Source organism: Acidisarcina polymorpha (assembly GCF_003330725.1).
GTDB lineage: Bacteria > Acidobacteriota > Terriglobia > Terriglobales > Acidobacteriaceae > Acidisarcina > Acidisarcina polymorpha.
On record NZ_CP030840.1, the window covers coordinates 5,270,258 to 5,286,827 of the forward strand.

The window sequence follows — 16,570 nt, forward strand, 5'->3', positions numbered from 1 at the left end:
GGCGGTAGAGGGAGACGAAGATGGCAGTACAGATGAGGACCATGCTCGCGGTAGCCGATAACTCCGGCGCACGCAAGCTGCAAGTAATCCTTCCGCTGGGTGGGTCAAGCGGCAAGAAGGCCGGTCTTGGCGATGTAGTCACGGCGGCGGTGAAGGAAGCCTCTCCCGACGGGCAGGTCAAGAAGGGCAAAGTGGTGAAGGCCGTCATCGTCCGGACCCACAAAGAATATCGCCGCCGGGACGGGACCTACATCCGCTTCGACGAGAATGCCGCGGTGCTGATCAACGATGCCGGCGAGCCGGTAGGCACCCGCGTCTTCGGACCGGTGGCCCGTGAGCTCCGCGAAAAGAAGTTTTTGAAGATTGTTTCGCTCGCGCCGGAAGTCATCTAGGCCGCGCCGCAAGTGATCTAGCTTCGACGGATCCCGCTCTAGCAGCGGACCAGAGTAAAGGAAGAGTGATGCCGAGTTTGAATATACAGCGCAATGATCGGGTCCAGGTGATCGCAGGCAGCGACCGGGGGAAGCAGGGCCGTGTCCTGCGCGTCATTCCGGACAGCAACAAGGTGTTGGTCGAGCACGTTCACATCGTGAAGAAGAACGTTCGCCCGAATCCTCAGAAGAACATCAAAGGCGGCATCGCCGAGCAGGAGGCGGCTGTCCACGTCTCAAACGTTATGTTGATTTGCCCTAACTGCGGGCCGTCGCGAGTTGGACACAAGTTCGAGGGCGACAAGAAGGTTCGGGTCTGCAAGAAGTGCGATCAGGTCATTGAGACCAAGGGCAAAAAGAAGTAGGCCTGGCGCGGTCGCGAATAGGCGGCCTTGAGCACTCGACGTAGGGCTTGAGCACTTGACGTAATAGATGAATGCTTCACGCAACGGTAAAGGGCGAGTTCGGCCGAATCCGAGACCGTGAGAATGGAAGAGACAAGATGGCAGCGAGATTGAAAGAGAAGTATTTGAAGGAACTCAAGCCAGCGCTCCAGAAGGAGCTTGGTTTGGACAACCCCATGGCGGTGCCAAGACTCGAGAAGATCGTCGTCAATATGGGGCTTGGAGAGGCCACCCAGAACGCCAAGATGCTGGATCCGTTGGTGAACGACCTTGCACTGATTACCGGACAAAAGCCAGTAACCACCCGGGCGAAGAAGTCAATCGCCGCCTTCAAGCTGCGCGAAGGGATGCCGATCGGCGCTATGGTCACCTTGCGCGGAGACACGATGTACGAGTTTCTCGATCGCCTGGTTTCTGTGGCTCTGCCCCGCGTCAGAGATTTCAAGGGCGTCTCGACCAAGAGCTTCGATGGCCGAGGAAACTACACGATCGGCGTGCGGGACCAGCTGATCTTCGCCGAGATCGATTACTCCAAGGTGGATAAATTGAAGGGGATGAATATCACGATTGTGACCTCCGCCCCCGATGATAACTCGGCACGCGCCCTGCTACGGCAATTCGGCATTCCCTTTAGGGCGGCTGCGTAGCCAAAGCGTTTTACCGGGGCTACGTCGTATTTTGAACTAGGCGGAAACGCTGCAACTTTAGTTAAGAGGAAGCATGTCAACTACAGCGAAGAGGGTGAAGGACGCTCGTAAACCCAAGTTTTCATCGCGCCAGCATAACCGCTGCAAGCTTTGCGGCCGGCCGCGCGCATATATGCGCAAATTTGGATTGTGCCGCCTGTGCTTCCGGCAGCTGGCCTTGCGCGGCGATATTCCAGGCGTGACCAAGTCGTCCTGGTAGTGGTATCAGCGGTCCTGTATTAGGCGCCGCGGTTTGCACCATAGCGGTGCCAAAGACATTCCTGCTGGTTCTCCGTGCAAGCGAGCGCGGAGCGAACGAGGGATGAAGGAGAGACGATGAGTTTGACCGATCCAGTAGCAGATTTTCTGACCCGCATTCGCAACTCGATACGCGCCCGTCACCAGAAGCTCGATGTTCCCGCCTCGAAGCTCAAGACGGAGATAGCTCGCATCCTTAAAGAGGAGGGCTATATCGCCAACTACAAAGCAGCCGAGGAAGACGGACGGGCAGTACTTCGGGTCTATCTGAAGTATGGCGCGAACAACGAAGCAGCAATCCGCGATCTTGCCCGGGTCTCGCGTCCCGGATGCCGCGTCTATGTGGGCCGGGATGAGATTAAGCGTGTCCAAGGTGGTCTCGGAATCAGCATCATGACCACCCCGCGTGGCGTGATGACCGGCAGGCAGGCAAGGCGCGAGCGCGTAGGCGGCGAGATCCTCTGCGAAGTCTGGTGAGGACTAGCCGTCCAGGCGCACCGGCCTTCGGCGCAGTTGTTACTTAGTTTGGGATTGACGTGGCGGATAGCCACGGGCTGCAGTGGAACGAAGAGGTTGAAGCAAACGACCTCCGGGACTCGCAAGCCATGAAGGATTGAACTATGTCGCGTATAGGAAAGAAGCCGATTCCGTTGCCTGCCGGTGTCAAGTACGCCGTGCACGGAAACCTGATTGTGGTAGAAGGGCCGAAGGGCAAGGTCGAACAGCCTATTCCGATGGGCATCAAGCTCGAGACGAAAGATGGTTTCGTTTTGGCATCTCGGGATAACGATTCGCAGGCGGCCATTCACGGTCTGACCCGGGCTCTGGTATCGAACGCCATCGAAGGCGTGACCAAAGGCTGGTCGAAGGACCTCGACATCGTTGGGATTGGCTATCGTGTCGAGTTAAAGGGTAAGAACACCGTCGTCTTTACGCTCGGCTACTCGCATCCGATTGAGTTTGTTTTGCCGACCGGCATTACCGCCGTCATCGATCCGAAGCAGACCCGCATCACGGTAAGCGGCATAGATCGGCAGAAGGTCGGCCAGGTCGCGGCTGACATGCGTTCGCTGCGCAAGCCCGATCCTTACAAGAATAAGGGCGTGCGCTATGCCGACGAAAAGCTGAAGAAGAAGGTTGGCAAGACCGGTGCGAAGTAAGTAAGCGCCTGAGTCTAGGATTACCAGGCTAGACCGAACGGTGCCGTAGGGCGGCTCCGCTTTTAGGAAGGAAGACAAGAGAATGATTCCGCAGAGAAAAAGAAATGCGATCCGGCAGCGTGTGCACGACCGCATCCGGGCAAAGTTGGAGGGGACGACAGAACGTCCCCGACTGAACGTCTATCGGTCATTGAACCATATCTATGTGCAGGTCATCGATGACTCTCAGGGTGTAACCCTGGTTTCGGCATCGACGGTGCAGGCCAAGATCAAGACCGGCGGCAATGTCGCGGCTGCCAAGGAAGTCGGCAAGCTGGTCGCTGAGCGGGCGCAGGAGAAGGGCATTAAGAAGGTCGTCTTTGATCGGGGCGGCTACTTATATCATGGTCGAATCAAGGCGCTGGCCGATGCGGCCCGAGAGTCGGGATTAGAGTTTTAGTTATCGGGTTCGGCGCGGCGGGTGCCGGCCAGAAGGAATCAGGAAGCGAATGGCAATGCTTAAGAAAAAATTGGATGCCGGGCAATATAACCTGAAGGACCAGGTTGTCGCCATCAATCGTGTGACCAAGGTGGTCAAGGGCGGCAAAAATATGTCGTTCGCCGCGCTGGTCGTGATCGGCGATCCGTCGGCAGGGGTCGTCGGCTATGGATCCGGCAAGGCGAAGGAGGTCCCGCAGGCGATCCGCAAGGGTATCGAATCGGCGAAGAAGAACCTCCATCATGTCAACCTGACCGAGTCGACCATTCCCCACCAGGTGCTCGGACGCTATGGTTCAGGACAAGTGCTGTTGAAGCCGGCTCCCGATGGTACCGGTGTGATCGCGGGCGGCGCGGTCCGCGCCGTGATGACCTCGGCAGGCGTACAAAACGTACTTACCAAGAGCCTGGGGAGCGCCAATCCGCATAACGTGATCAAGGCGACCTTTGATGCCCTGATTCAGCTGCGCAATAAAGCCGATGTGGCGGCGATGCGCGGCAAGACAGTTGAGGAGCTATAGTCATGGCAGAGACGCCAGCAAAGGCAATGCTGAAGATCCAATATTTCCGTTCGATGATCTGCACTCCGGTTAAACACAAGAGTGTCGTCAAGGGGCTCGGATTTACCAGGCTGAACCAGATCGTCGAGCGCGAAGATACCCCCTCGGTGCGCGGTATGGTTAAAAGGATCCCGCACCTTGTCCGGATAGTAGAATAGGACTATCTGTAAGCAGTCAGTAAGTGAGCTAGCCAGCAAGTTCGCGGCAGAAGAGTGCCGCCAAAATCAAGCGAGTCGGTTGGATGAAAAGCCAGCCGGCGTTGAGCGAGGAATACAATGCCGACAAATCTGTCGAATTTAAGAGCGCCGAAGAAGGCGAACAGTAATAAGAAACGCGTGGGCCGCGGTATGGGTTCGGGCATGGGCAAGACCTCTTCACGCGGACATAAGGGACAGCGTTCGCGTTCCGGTTCGCGTATGATGCGGGGCTTTGAAGGCGGCCAGATGCCGCTTCACCGCCGTCTGCCTAAGCGTGGATTCACCAATATCTTCCGCACCGAATATACGGTTCTGAACCTTGACCGCATCGCCGAACTCGGCGAGCCCGAATTGACTGTCGAGAAGCTGGTTCAACATGGACTGCTGAAAAAGCGCAGTGAGCTGATCAAAGTCTTGGCGACCGGCGAATTGACTGCCGCCATTACCGTCTACGCGCACAAGTTTTCGAAGGCCGCGCAAGAGAAGATCGAGAAAGCCGGCGGTAAAGCCGTACTGATCGGTGAGATCGAAGTCTCGCCTGCTTAGTGGCCAAAGAGGTCCGGGGAAGTTCAAGATCGTAGCTGGAAGTGCCGATTTATGTTTGAGAAAATCGCAAATATCTTTAAGATCCCCGACCTCCGCAAACGGGTGTTATTCACCCTCGGGTTGCTGGCGGTTTACCGGCTAGGCAGCTTCATTTCAACTCCAGGGGTGAACCCGCAGGTGCTGGCGCAGTTCTTCAACCAGCAGGGCGGCAGCGCACTCGGGCTGGTGGACATGTTCAGCGGCGGCAACTTGCGCCGCCTGACCGTTTTTGCCCTCGGCATTATGCCGTACATCACCGCGTCGATCATCTTCCAGTTGCTGACGGTCGTCTATGAACCCCTGGCCAAGTTGCAGAAGGAAGGTGAGCTCGGGCGCCGCAAAATCACGCAGTGGACGCGTTATACCACCGTCATCCTGGCGATCTTCCAGTCCTTCGCCATTGCCGTTGCCCTGAACCGCGGTTCGGGCGGAGTTCCATTTGTCATCAATCCAGGCGCCGGTTTTATTTTGATGACAGTGCTGACTCTCACCACCGGCACGGCATTCATTATGTGGCTAGGCGAGCAGATCACCGACCGGGGCATCGGCAACGGCATGAGCCTGCTGATCTTTGCTGGCATTGTGGTCGGTCTACCGCGCGGGATTGCGGATCTGGTCGAGAAAGCGCGTACTCAGGCATTCGGACCATTCACCGTGCCCGCCTTGATCTTGCTGGTCGCTGCGATGGTGGCGATCGTGGCCTTCATTGTCTTTGTCGAGCGTAGCGAGCGCCGCATCCCGGTGCAGTACGCCAAGCGCATCGTAGGCCGCCGGTTGATGGGTGGCCAGTCGACCCACCTGCCGCTGAAGGTCAACTCTGGCGGCGTGATGCCAGTCATCTTCGCCGCCTCCGTTCTCTCCGCGCCCCTGCTCTTTGCGAACGTTGGCTTTGTTCGCAACAGCGGCTTTCTCACGAGGGTATTCGATGCGCTGCATCCGGGCGAGCCCTGGTATGAGCTGATCTACATCGGCGCAATCATTTTCTTTGCCTATTTCTATATTTCGATTGTCTTTCGCCCCGACGACATTGCTGACAACATGCGGAAGTACGGGGGATTCATTCCGGGCATCCGTCCCGGGAAGCGCACCTCCGACTTCATCAACGACGTGTTGACCCGCATCACCCTCGTCGGCGCAATTTACCTCATCATCATCTCCCTTGTCCCCCAGATCCTGATCAGCGGAATTCACCTGAATGATCTGTGGTTGATCGGGCCGTTCTTTGAGCGATTGCCAACCTGGGTCACGCACGGGCTCAACCTGAACTTCTATTTTGGAGGTACATCTCTGCTTATCGTGGTAGGCGTAGCCATGGATACAGCAAACCAGGTCGAGTCGCAATTGATCATGCGGCACTACGAAGGCTTTTCTCCGAAAAGTGGGCGGATACGCGGAAGGCGGGCGTGGTAGGTGGATACGCAGCTCACCGAAAGTGCGGTTGCGACCGCGTCCGGGACACCCTTTGTTCCCGGCCCCATCCTGCTGGTTGGACCTCCTGGAGTCGGTAAAGGGACCCAGGCCAAGGTCATCATGAGCGCCTGGCATGTTCCGCAGATCTCAACCGGCGACCTGCTCCGCGGCAACGTAAGCGCTGGAACGGAACTCGGTCTGCTGGCGAAGCAGGTCATGGGTCGAGGCGAGTTGGTCTCAGACGATCTGGTGAACCGGATGGTCGCCGTTCGTCTCCGCGAGCCTGACTGCGTTCAAGGTTTTGTCCTCGACGGTTTCCCCCGCACCATCGGGCAGGCCGCGTGGCTGGATACCTTTCTCGAGCGCGAGTGCCATACGCTGCCGGTGGTTGCCATTCAGTTGAAAGTCGATTACACTCATTTAGTGCGTCGAGTTACCGGTCGGCGCAATTGTCCAACCTGCGGAAGTATCTACAACGTCTACTTGCAGCCGCCGAAGACTGACGAGCTTTGCGATTTGGACGGCACTCCGCTGCAGCGGCGCTCAGACGACACCGAAGAAGTTTTCGCGGAGCGTCTTCGTAGTTACGAGGCGCAGACTGAACCGGTCGTTGCCCATTACCGCGCAATGAACCGGCTTGCTGATTTGGATGGAGATCAACCGGTAGATGCCGTGACTGCCGGAGTCCTAGCCGCAGTGAAGCGGTTAAGGGGCCGATAGAGCATGGCGATCATGATTAAAACGCTGCAGGAGATCGAGAAGATGCGCCGCAGCGGCGCGGTGGTTCGTGAGGTTCTGGATACGGTGCGCGGCGCGGTCAGGGCCGGTGCTACCACCCTGGATCTGGAAAAGGCAGCTGAGGCAAAGATTAAGGAACTGGGCGCGGTCGCTGCTTTTAAGGGCTATCGCGGTTATCCCTGCGTTCTCTGCACTTCGCTGAATGAAGAGGTCGTCCACGGTATCCCGTCAAAAAACCGGGTTCTGCGCGACGGAGACATTGTTTCAATCGATTGCGGCGTGGTCGTGGATGGATACTACGGTGACTCGGCAATCACAGTTGCTGTCGGCGAGCATGTCACTCCAGAGGTCAAGCGGCTGCTGGATGTGACCAAGGCGTCGCTTGAGAGTGCGATCGCGATCGTGAAGCCGGGAGCGACCCTTGGTGACATCGGTGCTGCCGTGCAGGAAGTTGTCGAGGCGGACGGCTTCAGCGTCGTCCGGGATTTTGTGGGCCATGGTATTGGCACCCACATGCACGAAGACCCGCAGGTTCCGAACTATGGGCGGCGGGGCCAGGGTACCAAGCTTCGTCAAGGAATGGTGCTGGCGATCGAGCCGATGGTCAATATTGGCGGGCCAGGCGTCCAGGTTTTGAAGGACGGTTGGACGGCAGTGACCGAGGATGGAAGTTTGAGCGCCCATTTTGAGCACACGGTGGCCGTGACTCAGCAGGGTGCAATGGTGTTGACGCAGTAGGTCGGGAGCCTTGCCTGCCGGATGAGCGCGGGCGGAAACAGGATAAGGTTTGTCGAAGGAAGATGCAATTGAAGTCATGGCGGTGGTCGTTGAAACCCTGCCGAATGCGATGTTCAAGGTGGAGCTCGAGAACAAGCACCAGGTGTTGGCGCATGTCTCTGGCAGGATGAGAAAAAACTTCATCCGTATCCTACCGGGCGACCGGGTGGCCATCGAGTTGAGTCCGTATGACCTAAATCGCGGACGGATCGTTTATCGCTATAAGTGAGTTGCAGGTCAGGAGCAGTAATGAAGGTTCGTGCATCGGTAAAGAAGATTTGTGATAAGTGCAAGGTCATTCACCGCCGCGGGGTGGTTCGTGTGATTTGCGAGAATGCCAAGCACAAACAGCGCCAGGGCTAATCTCCGGCGCCTCGTTTGTTGATGGTTCAACCAGGTGGGTCGAGCCGGAACGGCTGAAAGTAGCTGTCCGGCAGGGGCTAGTTAGCCGAAGTCAGGCTTGCGAAGAACCCCGACGCCTTCGAGAGAAGGCGGCGATCCACGAATCCGCCATTCCGAAGTCGGAAGGGCAATCCTCCTCGGCAGCAAGCTACCGGGGAGACATAGAAGAGGGTTAAGGTATGGCACGTGTTGCTGGAGTCGATCTGCCGCGTAATAAACAAGCGCGCATCGCACTCACTTACATTTTCGGGATTGGCAATCCTCGCGCCCTCCGCATCCTGACCGCTGCGAACGTTGATCCGTTCAAGAAGGTCCAGGATCTGGGTGAGGATGAGGTCAATCGCATCCGCCAGATTATCGAGGAAGAAGGCCAGGTCGAGGGCGACCTGCGCAAAGATATCTCGATGAACATCAAGCGGCTCATCGACATTCAGTCGTACCGTGGTCTTCGTCACCGCCGGAACTTGCCGACTCGTGGACAGCGCTCGCATACCAATGCGCGCACTCGCAAGGGTCCACGTAAGGGCACCATTACTGGCAAGAAGAAAGTGACGGGTAAATAACCATGGCCAAGCCAGCACAGAGCAGTGGCGGCAAGTCGGCCGCCGGCAAGAACAAGAAATTCAAGAAGCGCGAGCGCAAGAATGTTCCGTACGGTCTGGTCTACATTCAGGCGACGTTCAACAATACGATCGTGACCATTACCGACGGCCAGGGCAACACGTTGTCGTGGAAGAGCTCTGGATCGCTGGGCTTCCGCGGATCGCGAAAGGGAACTCCGTTCGCGGCCCAGCAAGCGGCGATCAATGCGGCCAACATGGCCCGCGATCATGGTCTGCGCTCGGTCGATGTCCGGGTCTCCGGGCCGGGTTCGGGGCGTGAATCCGCGGTACGTGCACTTGCAGCGGCAGGCCTCGATGTCCGCTCCATTCGCGACGTTACGCCGATCCCGCACAACGGCTGCCGGCCACCTAAGCGGAGACGTGTCTGATGCCGCTCGAGATGCGCACCCGCTGCGAACGCTGCGGAGCGCCTCTCGACTTGCGAAGTGAAGCTTTTATTTGTAGCTATGAATGTACTTTTTGTGCCGAGTGCGCCGCCAGCCTGAATGCCCGATGTACGAATTGTGGCGACCAACTGCTGCAGCGCCCGAAGCGACTAAATGAAGCGTGTGGATGCGGACGATAGCGTCAACATCAGCGACACGCTCAGTAGCAGGATAAGAACGTTGGACCGGGACGAAGGACGATCGATCCGCAAGGGTCGTGGCATCTGTAAACCGGTCGGCCTCTGAATAAGGAGATTTGAATTGGCACGTTATACCGGACCAGTCTGCCGCCTTTGCCGTCGCGAGGGCATGAAGCTTTTCCTGAAAGGGCCGAAGTGCTTTACCGACAAATGCCCGATCGAGAAGCGTAATTTCGCCCCCGGCCAGCACGGCCGCGATCGTAAAGCCAAAATCGTAGGTTACGGCTTGCAGCTTCGTGAGAAGCAGAAGGCAAAACGTATCTACTTCACCCTCGAAGGCCAGTTCCGCGCTTACTACGAGAAGGCATCGCGCACTCCCGGCGTGACCGGTGAACTGCTCTTGCAGCAGCTGGAGCGGCGTCTGGATAACGTCGCCTTCCGTCTCGGCTATGCCAGCTCGCGTCGCCAGGCGAGGCAGATCGTTCGCCATGGCCACGTTGAAGTGAATGGCCGCAAGGTGAATATTCCTTCGTATCAAGTGAACGTTGGCGACGAGATCAGGGTACGCGAGTCGAGCAAGAATCTGACCGTGGTCGAGGTGGCCCGCGAATTTGCCAGCCATCAACACTCTCCGGCCTGGCTGCAGATCGATGCGGCCAACCTTTCCGGCAAAATCGTCGCGCTGCCGAAGCGCGAAGATGTCAACCTGCCGGTGAACGAGCAGTTGATCGTCGAACTTTACAGCAAGTAAGTTGAAGCGTGGGAGCTGGCGTAACCTCCAGCTCCTACAAACGAAAGTGCAGTTCAATCTAACCTGGAGAAAACAGGCGCAGCCGTTGCAGAATGCTTCGCGACGATCGCTCGCGCAGGAGAAACGCTTATGTTGTGGAGAGGGTTCCAAAAGCCAAAACGTCTTGCAGTCGAAGCCGAAACACTCACCGAAAAGTACGGTAAGTTCAGTGCTCAGCCCTTTGAGCGCGGATTTGGCACGACCATCGGGAATGCGCTACGCCGCACCCTGCTGTCCTCTATCGAAGGCGCAGCCGTGACCGCCGTCAAGATCGAAGGAGTTCTCCATGAATTCCAGTCGATCACTGGAGTTGTCGAGGACGCGACCGACATCATCCTTAACTTGAAACAGATTCCATTCAAGTTGAGCGGCGAGGGTCCGAAAGCGCTCTATCTGCGCGCCGAGCAGCCCGGTGTCGTCACCTCCGGCATGATTGAGGCCGACGGCGACGTAGAGATCCTGGACAAGGATGTCTACATTGCGACCGTGAGCGAAGGTGGCAAGCTGGACATGGAAATGCGCCTGAAGCGTGGCCGCGGTTACATCTCCGCTGATAAGAATTTCGACTCCGACCTGGGCTTAGGATTTATTCCGGTCGATTCAGTCCACTCCCCGGTTCGCAAGGTGAACTATGCGGTCGACGCCGCCCGTCTCGGTCAGATCACCGACTACGACAAGCTGACCCTGGAAGTCTGGACCAACGGCTCGGTGCTTCCCGCTGATGCGATCGGCCTGTCGGCGAAGCTGCTCAAAGACCACATGAGCATCTTTATCAATTTCGAGGAAGAGATTGAGACCGAAGGGCATATGGAGGACGGACGCTCGCCGCACCGCAACGAGAACCTGAACCGATCCGTCGAAGAGCTTGAGCTGTCGGTTCGCAGCTATAACTGCTTGAAGAATGCCAATATTCAGACCATCGGCGAGCTCGTTCAGAAGACCGAAGCCGAGATGCTGAAGACCAAGAACTTCGGCAGAAAGTCGCTCAACGAGATCAAGGAAATCCTGGCGCAGATGGGTCTGTCGCTGGGCATGAAGATCGACGAACACGGCAACGCGGTTCCTGGCCCGACCAGCGTTCTTCCTGCCGCTACCTTGGCCGCGAGCTACAACCGGTTTGACGACGACGATGACGATGACGCCGACGGTCTGGACGATGACCTCGACCTCACCCTTCAATCGGAGCCGGAGAACTTCTAAATACCGGGACCACGGACCAGCGGGAGTTCAGGCTGGTCCGTCGTCCATAAGATTCGTAAGAATAGAGAGACATCGCCATGCGCCACCGCAATGCAGGATATAAACTCGGACGCAACACCAGCCACCGCCGCGCCTTGCTGCGCAACCTGGTGACCTCGATCGTGATGGAAGATCGCGTCCATACCACGATAACCAAAGCGAAAGCCGCCCGTCCCCACGTGGAACGGCTGATCACTCTTGGCAAGAAGGGCGACCTGCATAGCCGTCGTCGCGCCTTGTCCTACCTGATGACTCGCGAAGCAGTCACCCGTCTCTTCGAAACCGTGGCCCCTCGTTATGGCGATCGGAATGGCGGCTATCTGCGGATCGTCCGCACTGGTTTTCAGAAGGGCGATGGCGCCGAAAAGGCGTTCATCGAGCTCCTGGGAGCCGAGCAAATTCTCGATGAGAAACGGCAGCAGCGCGCCGAAGCTCGAGCCAAGCGCCGGGAAGAGGCGCAAAAGGCGATGGAAGAGCAGCAGCCTCCGGCTGAAGGCGCCGCCTAGTCTTTCCCGGTTTAAGCCTACGGAGAACGCACCCGCCCGGGTGCGTTCTTTTTTGCGCTGGCGAAATGTAGTCTAGAGTGATCCATGACCGATGGATCAGCTAACAACAGACGAGGAGGCCAACCGGCTCAGCTACAAAAGGGTGAGCGTCTGGCTGGATTGGGGCTCGCAGTATCTTGGTGCTGGAGTTCTCCGGCTCCAATTGATTCTGATCGTCCTCGCGATCGTGATTTGGATGTTTCTCAAGATCGTTGGGGCGACCGCGTGGCTACCGGGAAATCTCTTCTTTACGATTTGCATCGGGAATCTGGCGTCTGCGCTCGTTTATAACGCGCGCTTCCTTTATGCCAACAAACCGGCCCCATGGAATTGGTTGATATATGTCGGAGTTATCATCGCGGTCGGAATTACCGCGAGCGCGATTGCTGAGGCCGCCTTTCTTTTTGTCTTTCGGCGAACCTTCTCGGATTTTGCCAAACGCGTGATTGCGGATGCTCCGATTGGAACGCTTGTCACTCTCGTCTTCAGCGTTGTCTCCTACCGATTCGATCAACAGAGAGAGAAGTTTGAGGCCGGCCAACGCGAGCTGCAAGGGCAGGTGCAGCTTGGGCAATTAAAGGAGCAAACTCACGAGGCCGAGTTGGCGCAGGCGCATGAGATCCAGCGGCATCTGCTGCCGCTGGAAACCCCGCAGATTCCCGGCTTCCAGATCGCTTGCGCCTGGCAGCCTGCCAAGTCGGTGAGTGGCGACTACTTCGACGTGCTGGATCTAGGTGCTGGAAGGCTCGGCCTCTGCATCGCGGATGTATCCGGGAAGGGCATCACCGCGGCGCTGCTGATGGCCAACTTGCAGGCATCGGTCAAAGCGTTCGCTCCAGAGGCCGCGAGTCCAGCGGCCCTGTGCGCAAGACTGAACGGCGTTCTCTGCGATACGGTCGCCCCCGGTAAATTCGTCACCTTGTTCTATGGGGTCGTGGATACGCAACAGCGGCAGTTGCATTACGAGAATGCCGGTCATTGTCTTCCGCTGGTGGTACGCGGCGATGGCTCCGTACTGCTGCCAGCCAGCTACAGTGGCGTATTGGGTTTGTTTTCCCACTGGACCTATCAGGACAGCCAATTAGAGTTGGAATCCGGCGACTGTCTGGTCTTGATCACCGATGGCGTCCTTGAGGCGGCGAATGCAGAGGAAGAGGAGTTCGGATATCAGCGGCTGATCGATGCTGTCGAACAAGCTCGCCAAACCGGGGCGCATGGCATCCGGAGCGCGATCCTCACCGCAGTATCAGTGTTCTGCAACGGGAAGTTCGATGATGACGCGTCCCTGATCGTTGTGACCGTGGAATAGAGCAGCAAGGCGGTTGAACGATGTGCCGCAAGGTACCTATGCTGGGCCGTGAGAAAAGCTTCGTGAAGCGGGCTCGGCCCATTTCGCGTTCATGGCTCCGGCAGAGATAGATCAGCCGTGAAATTTCTCTCCACGCTCCAACATGGCGACCAACTGCTCGATCTTTCGTATGCGCGTCTCCACTCTTTTGACCGTTTGGATTCGCCACAGCACCGCATACCGGTTGGCGCGATTGAGGCTCTCGAAAAATGCTTGCGCCTTCGGGTGTTCATCCAATGCCGCCTGCAAGTCGTCAGGCACGATCGCGCCCGCTGGTGAGTCGTAGGCCGCATCCCAGCGACCGTTCTTCTTGGCATTCTCGATGGCTGCGAAACCGGCTGGCTTCATGGCGCCGCTCGAGATCAGCGCCAGCACTTTGTCCCGGTTAATCTTTGACCAAACGCTTCGGTTTGAACGCGGCGAGAATCTTTGCAGCCACGCCTGGTCGCTCTCCGGTTTTCTTTGTCCATCGATCCATCCGTAACAGAGAGCTGTTTCAAGCGCCTCTTGATAGGAGACGGATTGGAGGCTGGAGTTCTTCTTCGCCAATCGAAGCCACAACCCGGTGCTCTCTACGTGGTGTCGTTCCAGCCACTCGAGCCAAGTCTCTTTCGAGGGAAAGAGGCGTATGAGAGAAGAATCCATATCCCGAATCATCCTCAAATCTCCTGGCCGGAAGAGGATTCCCCCTACCCGACGTGCCGCTACTCGACGTGATAGTTCGGCGCTTCCCTTGTGATGATGACGTCGTGAACATGGCTTTCCCGCAGGCCGGCATTGGAGATGCGGATGAAGCTCGAATTCTCCTGCAACTCGGTGATGGTTCCGCAACCGAGATAGCCCATCCCGGAGCGCAATCCGCCCACCAGCTGAAATACCATCGCCTCCAGCGGTCCGCGATGTGGGACCCGCCCCTCGATTCCCTCGGGAACGAACTTGGCCAGGCGGTTTCCGCCATTACGTCCGAGGGTCACCACACTTTCGCTTCGGCTGAGCTCCGCTTCGTCGAGGTCCCGGGAGCTTTGAAAGTAGCGCTCCCCTGAGCCTTGGGTCATCGCTGACAGCGATCCCATGCCGCGGTAGGCCTTGAAGGAGCGGCCCTGATACAGAATGGTTTCGCCGGGGCTCTCATCCACACCGGCGAACAAGGAGCCGATCATGATGGAACTCGCCCCCGCCGCAATTGCTTTGGTAATGTCACCGGAATACTTGATCCCGCCATCGGCGATGATCGGAATGTCGTGTTTTGAAGCAGCACGGTAAGCGTCAGAGACGGCAGTGATCTGGGGAACGCCCACTCCAGTGACCATGCGAGTGGTACAGATCGACCCGGGCCCGATACCGACCTTCACCGCATCCGCGCCAGCGTCGATCAGGGCGAGAGCTCCCTCGTAAGTAGCTACATTGCCGGCAAGTAACTCGACATTGGGGAAGGCGTTCTTGACGTCTCGAACTGCCTGAAGGACGCGCGTCTGGTGGCCGTGCGCGGAGTCGATCGAGAGCACGTCGACCTGCTCACGGACCAGCTCGGCGGCGCGCTCGAGATAGTCGCCGGTCGCCCCGAGCGCCGCTCCCACTCGCAGCCGGCCTTGCTCGTCCTTGGTGGCGTTGGGATACTTGAGCTTCTTCTGAATGTCCTTGACCGTGATCAGGCCTTTCAGTTCATAGTCGCCATTGACGACCAACAGCTTCTCGACGCGATGTTTGTGGAGAATCAGTTCCGCTTCTTCAAGCGTCGTGCCGACCGGCACCGTAATCAAATTCTCCTTGGTCATGACATCGCCGATCGGGATGTCGGTGCGAGTCTCGAAGCGCAGATCGCGGTTGGTGAGAATGCCGACCAGCTTCTTGCCCTTGGTGACCGGAACTCCGGATATCTTGTACCGGCGCATCACTTCGAGAGCGTCGGCGATCAGCTGTTCAGCGGAGATGGTTACCGGGTCGACAATCATGCCGCTTTCGGAGCGCTTCACCTTGTCGATTTCGCCCGCCTGCTGCTCGATGGTGAGATTGCGATGCACAATCCCCAGGCCGCCCTGTTGCGCCATGGCGATGGCCATGCGCGATTCGGTTACCGTATCCATCGCGGCGGAGAGCAGCGGGGTATTCAGAATGATCTTGCGGGTGAGGCGTGTCTGGGTGCTGACTTGAGCAGGGACGACTTCGCTGAATGCGGGGACTAAAAGGACATCGTCAAAAGTAAGGGCTTCACGTACCGGCGTTTCAATCATGATTGTATGAAAAAGCCGGCGTGGCAGCGGGCGGAATTGCGGGCTGGCAGGCTGCTTTTATGTATTGTAGTGGGGTACGGTGGGGAGGGCAAACTTTGGGAAGTAGCGGGCAACGCTGCTGATGCCGCCACTTCCGTTCTACTCGGTTTGACTTGGGTTGCCCGCGGACCATTCGTGCCCCGATAAGGCTCCGTCTTCGCCGGTATCGGGTCCTGGGCACTTCGAGCAAGCGCCGTTTGGTTTTCGACGCTACTCGTGTGCGCACCGCATTGAATTCTCCGCCCAATCGTCGTATTCTGTAATAGCAGACGAAGTTGTCCCTAGCATGACCGTGCGGAATCCGGTGGCGAGGAGCGATGAGTGGGCGTAAGCCCACTTTTTCTTTGGGGCAAAATTTGCGAAGACTTGGGCGAGCAAAAGGCGAAGAACACCTGTTCGCATCGTTGAAGGTGCTTACGGCGTATGGCGGTTGAGCTGGAGAAAATTCGCGCGGCAGCGGAAAGGGTAGCCGCTTCCCATGGCCTCGATGTTGTGGATGTGGAGTACATCTCTGCTGCGAAACAGCGAGCGCTACGGGTGTTTGTCGAGAAGAATGCCGGAGAGCGCGCTAGGTTGGCCGAGGCGGCGAGGCTCGCTGGTGAGGCCGAGGCGGCCGAAGAAGGACGGATCCCCGTAGCCGTCGCTAGGGGAACGCTAAGCATGGACCAGCTAGCCTGGGTAACCCACGAGGACTGTGAACAATTCAGTGTGGATTTTGGCACGCTGATCGACGTGGAAGACTTGGTGCCCGGCGCGGAATACACGTTGGAAGTATCGTCTCCAGGGTTGGAGCGCAAGCTTTTTGGTCGCGCCGATTATGAACGCTTTCGCGGCAGCCTGCTGAAGGTTCAAACCTTTCAGCCGGTGAACGGCAATCGTCATTGGCAAGGCCGTCTGACCGAAGTTAGGGAAAGCGCGGTGGTGCTCGATCTGAGTGCCGTTCGCCAAAAGGGCAAGAATAAGAAAGTTGTGGCCCCGGAAGTCGAGTTGGAGCTGGCAAACATCGAAAAGGCGCAGTTGGTGGCCGAAGTCTAATGCGGTTAGGCAGCACGGCGTTCTACGACATTTCAAGTAAGTTTCCTTAGTGGTTGGGTCGAGAGAGAAG

Annotated in this window: 25 protein-coding genes; 23 read left to right on the forward strand and 2 right to left on the reverse strand. The window is 57.6% G+C overall.

Features of this window, described 5'->3' with window-relative positions:
* Positions 1-20: 20 nt before the first annotated feature.
* The 22 genes from rplN to ACPOL_RS22475 all read left to right on the forward strand — a co-directional run bounded on the left by rplN (position 21) and on the right by ACPOL_RS22475 (position 13,156).
* A complete protein-coding gene (gene rplN / locus ACPOL_RS22370) occupies positions 21-392 on the forward strand; it encodes a 50S ribosomal protein L14 (protein ID WP_114209016.1) in 372 nt (123 codons plus the stop codon).
* 68 nt (positions 393-460) lie between these two features.
* Positions 461-796 carry a 50S ribosomal protein L24 gene (gene rplX, locus ACPOL_RS22375; RefSeq protein ID WP_114209017.1) on the forward strand — a complete coding sequence of 112 codons (336 nt, stop codon included), beginning with the start codon at positions 461-463 and terminating at the stop codon, positions 794-796.
* A gap of 137 nt (positions 797-933) precedes the next feature.
* Positions 934-1,482 (forward strand): 50S ribosomal protein L5, encoded by a 549-nt coding sequence (rplE, locus tag ACPOL_RS22380; protein WP_114210982.1) that lies wholly within the window; start codon positions 934-936, stop codon positions 1,480-1,482.
* A gap of 73 nt (positions 1,483-1,555) precedes the next feature.
* Complete coding sequence (locus tag ACPOL_RS22385; RefSeq protein ID WP_114209018.1) at positions 1,556-1,741, forward strand: type Z 30S ribosomal protein S14; 186 nt, start codon at positions 1,556-1,558, stop codon at positions 1,739-1,741.
* A 116-nt stretch (positions 1,742-1,857) separates the two neighbouring features.
* Positions 1,858-2,256: a 30S ribosomal protein S8 gene (rpsH, locus tag ACPOL_RS22390; protein ID WP_114209019.1), complete on the forward strand. Its 399-nt coding sequence runs from the start codon at positions 1,858-1,860 to the stop codon at positions 2,254-2,256.
* Between the two features lie 143 nt (positions 2,257-2,399).
* Complete coding sequence (gene rplF / locus ACPOL_RS22395; protein ID WP_114209020.1) at positions 2,400-2,939, forward strand: 50S ribosomal protein L6; 540 nt, start codon at positions 2,400-2,402, stop codon at positions 2,937-2,939.
* A gap of 82 nt (positions 2,940-3,021) precedes the next feature.
* Positions 3,022-3,378 carry a 50S ribosomal protein L18 gene (gene rplR / locus ACPOL_RS22400; protein ID WP_114209021.1) on the forward strand — a complete coding sequence of 119 codons (357 nt, stop codon included), beginning with the start codon at positions 3,022-3,024 and terminating at the stop codon, positions 3,376-3,378.
* Between the two features lie 49 nt (positions 3,379-3,427).
* On the forward strand, positions 3,428-3,937 hold the full coding sequence (rpsE, locus tag ACPOL_RS22405; RefSeq protein WP_114209022.1) for a 30S ribosomal protein S5: 510 nt from the start codon (positions 3,428-3,430) through the stop codon (positions 3,935-3,937).
* Between the two features lie 2 nt (positions 3,938-3,939).
* Positions 3,940-4,134, forward strand: coding sequence for a 50S ribosomal protein L30 (rpmD, locus tag ACPOL_RS22410; protein WP_114209023.1), 195 nt, complete (start codon positions 3,940-3,942; stop codon positions 4,132-4,134).
* Between the two features lie 117 nt (positions 4,135-4,251).
* Positions 4,252-4,719 carry a 50S ribosomal protein L15 gene (gene rplO, locus ACPOL_RS22415; RefSeq protein ID WP_114209024.1) on the forward strand — a complete coding sequence of 156 codons (468 nt, stop codon included), beginning with the start codon at positions 4,252-4,254 and terminating at the stop codon, positions 4,717-4,719.
* A gap of 51 nt (positions 4,720-4,770) precedes the next feature.
* Entirely contained in the window at positions 4,771-6,168 is a 1,398-nt protein-coding gene (gene secY / locus ACPOL_RS22420) for a preprotein translocase subunit SecY (protein ID WP_114209025.1), read from the forward strand.
* A complete protein-coding gene (locus ACPOL_RS22425; RefSeq protein WP_114209026.1) occupies positions 6,169-6,888 on the forward strand; it encodes an adenylate kinase in 720 nt (239 codons plus the stop codon).
* Positions 6,889-6,891: 3 nt separating this feature from the next.
* Complete coding sequence (gene map, locus ACPOL_RS22430; RefSeq protein WP_114209027.1) at positions 6,892-7,644, forward strand: type I methionyl aminopeptidase; 753 nt, start codon at positions 6,892-6,894, stop codon at positions 7,642-7,644.
* 49 nt (positions 7,645-7,693) lie between these two features.
* Complete coding sequence (gene infA, locus ACPOL_RS22435; protein ID WP_114209028.1) at positions 7,694-7,912, forward strand: translation initiation factor IF-1; 219 nt, start codon at positions 7,694-7,696, stop codon at positions 7,910-7,912.
* Between the two features lie 20 nt (positions 7,913-7,932).
* On the forward strand, positions 7,933-8,046 hold the full coding sequence (gene rpmJ / locus ACPOL_RS22440) for a 50S ribosomal protein L36 (RefSeq protein ID WP_013581269.1): 114 nt from the start codon (positions 7,933-7,935) through the stop codon (positions 8,044-8,046).
* A 218-nt stretch (positions 8,047-8,264) separates the two neighbouring features.
* Positions 8,265-8,648 (forward strand): 30S ribosomal protein S13, encoded by a 384-nt coding sequence (gene rpsM, locus ACPOL_RS22445; RefSeq protein ID WP_114209029.1) that lies wholly within the window; start codon positions 8,265-8,267, stop codon positions 8,646-8,648.
* A gap of 2 nt (positions 8,649-8,650) precedes the next feature.
* A complete protein-coding gene (gene rpsK / locus ACPOL_RS22450) occupies positions 8,651-9,076 on the forward strand; it encodes a 30S ribosomal protein S11 (protein WP_114209030.1) in 426 nt (141 codons plus the stop codon).
* A gap of 11 nt (positions 9,077-9,087) precedes the next feature.
* A complete protein-coding gene (locus ACPOL_RS36500) occupies positions 9,088-9,273 on the forward strand; it encodes a DUF1272 domain-containing protein (protein WP_414633389.1) in 186 nt (61 codons plus the stop codon).
* A 121-nt stretch (positions 9,274-9,394) separates the two neighbouring features.
* Complete coding sequence (rpsD, locus tag ACPOL_RS22460; protein WP_114209032.1) at positions 9,395-10,024, forward strand: 30S ribosomal protein S4; 630 nt, start codon at positions 9,395-9,397, stop codon at positions 10,022-10,024.
* 129 nt (positions 10,025-10,153) lie between these two features.
* On the forward strand, positions 10,154-11,263 hold the full coding sequence (locus tag ACPOL_RS22465; protein ID WP_114209033.1) for a DNA-directed RNA polymerase subunit alpha: 1,110 nt from the start codon (positions 10,154-10,156) through the stop codon (positions 11,261-11,263).
* 77 nt (positions 11,264-11,340) lie between these two features.
* The gene (gene rplQ / locus ACPOL_RS22470) at positions 11,341-11,808 is read left to right on the forward strand and encodes a 50S ribosomal protein L17 (RefSeq protein WP_114209034.1); all 468 of its coding nucleotides are present in this window, start codon (positions 11,341-11,343) and stop codon (positions 11,806-11,808) included.
* Between the two features lie 91 nt (positions 11,809-11,899).
* Entirely contained in the window at positions 11,900-13,156 is a 1,257-nt protein-coding gene (locus ACPOL_RS22475) for a PP2C family protein-serine/threonine phosphatase (RefSeq protein WP_114209035.1), read from the forward strand.
* A 111-nt stretch (positions 13,157-13,267) separates the two neighbouring features.
* Here the strand turns inward: ACPOL_RS22475 and ACPOL_RS22480 are convergent, their stop codons facing one another.
* Entirely contained in the window at positions 13,268-13,840 is a 573-nt protein-coding gene (locus tag ACPOL_RS22480) for a YdeI/OmpD-associated family protein (RefSeq protein WP_114210983.1), read from the reverse strand.
* Between the two features lie 59 nt (positions 13,841-13,899).
* On the reverse strand, positions 13,900-15,426 hold the full coding sequence (gene guaB / locus ACPOL_RS22485; protein WP_114209036.1) for an IMP dehydrogenase: 1,527 nt from the start codon (positions 15,424-15,426) through the stop codon (positions 13,900-13,902).
* Positions 15,427-15,888: 462 nt separating this feature from the next.
* Between guaB and ACPOL_RS22490 the strand changes: the two genes are divergently transcribed.
* Complete coding sequence (locus tag ACPOL_RS22490) at positions 15,889-16,500, forward strand: ribosome maturation factor RimP (protein ID WP_114209037.1); 612 nt, start codon at positions 15,889-15,891, stop codon at positions 16,498-16,500.
* The last annotated feature ends 70 nt before the right edge of the window (positions 16,501-16,570 follow it).

Excerpts from the sequence above, each read along its gene's own strand:
- rplF (WP_114209020.1), top strand. The coding sequence starts at position 2,400 with ATGTCGCGTATAGGAAAGAAGCCGATTCCGTTGCCTGCCGGTGTCAAG.
- rplR (WP_114209021.1), top strand. The coding sequence starts at position 3,022 with ATGATTCCGCAGAGAAAAAGAAATGCGATCCGGCAGCGTGTGCACGAC.
- rplE (WP_114210982.1), top strand. The coding sequence starts at position 934 with ATGGCAGCGAGATTGAAAGAGAAGTATTTGAAGGAACTCAAGCCAGCG.
- ACPOL_RS22490 (WP_114209037.1), top strand. The coding sequence starts at position 15,889 with ATGGCGGTTGAGCTGGAGAAAATTCGCGCGGCAGCGGAAAGGGTAGCC.
- rplQ (WP_114209034.1), top strand. The coding sequence starts at position 11,341 with ATGCGCCACCGCAATGCAGGATATAAACTCGGACGCAACACCAGCCAC.
- secY (WP_114209025.1), top strand. The coding sequence starts at position 4,771 with ATGTTTGAGAAAATCGCAAATATCTTTAAGATCCCCGACCTCCGCAAA.
- rpsE (WP_114209022.1), top strand. The coding sequence starts at position 3,428 with ATGGCAATGCTTAAGAAAAAATTGGATGCCGGGCAATATAACCTGAAG.
- rpsK (WP_114209030.1), top strand. The coding sequence starts at position 8,651 with ATGGCCAAGCCAGCACAGAGCAGTGGCGGCAAGTCGGCCGCCGGCAAG.
- rplX (WP_114209017.1), top strand. The coding sequence starts at position 461 with ATGCCGAGTTTGAATATACAGCGCAATGATCGGGTCCAGGTGATCGCA.
- rplN (WP_114209016.1), top strand. The coding sequence starts at position 21 with ATGGCAGTACAGATGAGGACCATGCTCGCGGTAGCCGATAACTCCGGC.
- ACPOL_RS36500 (WP_414633389.1), top strand. The coding sequence starts at position 9,088 with ATGCGCACCCGCTGCGAACGCTGCGGAGCGCCTCTCGACTTGCGAAGT.
- rplO (WP_114209024.1), top strand. The coding sequence starts at position 4,252 with ATGCCGACAAATCTGTCGAATTTAAGAGCGCCGAAGAAGGCGAACAGT.
- rpsH (WP_114209019.1), top strand. The coding sequence starts at position 1,858 with ATGAGTTTGACCGATCCAGTAGCAGATTTTCTGACCCGCATTCGCAAC.
- ACPOL_RS22465 (WP_114209033.1), top strand. The coding sequence starts at position 10,154 with ATGTTGTGGAGAGGGTTCCAAAAGCCAAAACGTCTTGCAGTCGAAGCC.
- ACPOL_RS22385 (WP_114209018.1), top strand. The coding sequence starts at position 1,556 with ATGTCAACTACAGCGAAGAGGGTGAAGGACGCTCGTAAACCCAAGTTT.
- rpsM (WP_114209029.1), top strand. The coding sequence starts at position 8,265 with ATGGCACGTGTTGCTGGAGTCGATCTGCCGCGTAATAAACAAGCGCGC.
- rpmD (WP_114209023.1), top strand. The coding sequence starts at position 3,940 with ATGGCAGAGACGCCAGCAAAGGCAATGCTGAAGATCCAATATTTCCGT.
- guaB (WP_114209036.1), bottom strand. The coding sequence starts at position 15,426 with ATGATTGAAACGCCGGTACGTGAAGCCCTTACTTTTGACGATGTCCTT.
- rpmJ (WP_013581269.1), top strand. The coding sequence starts at position 7,933 with ATGAAGGTTCGTGCATCGGTAAAGAAGATTTGTGATAAGTGCAAGGTC.
- ACPOL_RS22475 (WP_114209035.1), top strand. The coding sequence starts at position 11,900 with ATGGATCAGCTAACAACAGACGAGGAGGCCAACCGGCTCAGCTACAAA.
- map (WP_114209027.1), top strand. The coding sequence starts at position 6,892 with ATGGCGATCATGATTAAAACGCTGCAGGAGATCGAGAAGATGCGCCGC.
- ACPOL_RS22480 (WP_114210983.1), bottom strand. The coding sequence starts at position 13,840 with ATGGATTCTTCTCTCATACGCCTCTTTCCCTCGAAAGAGACTTGGCTC.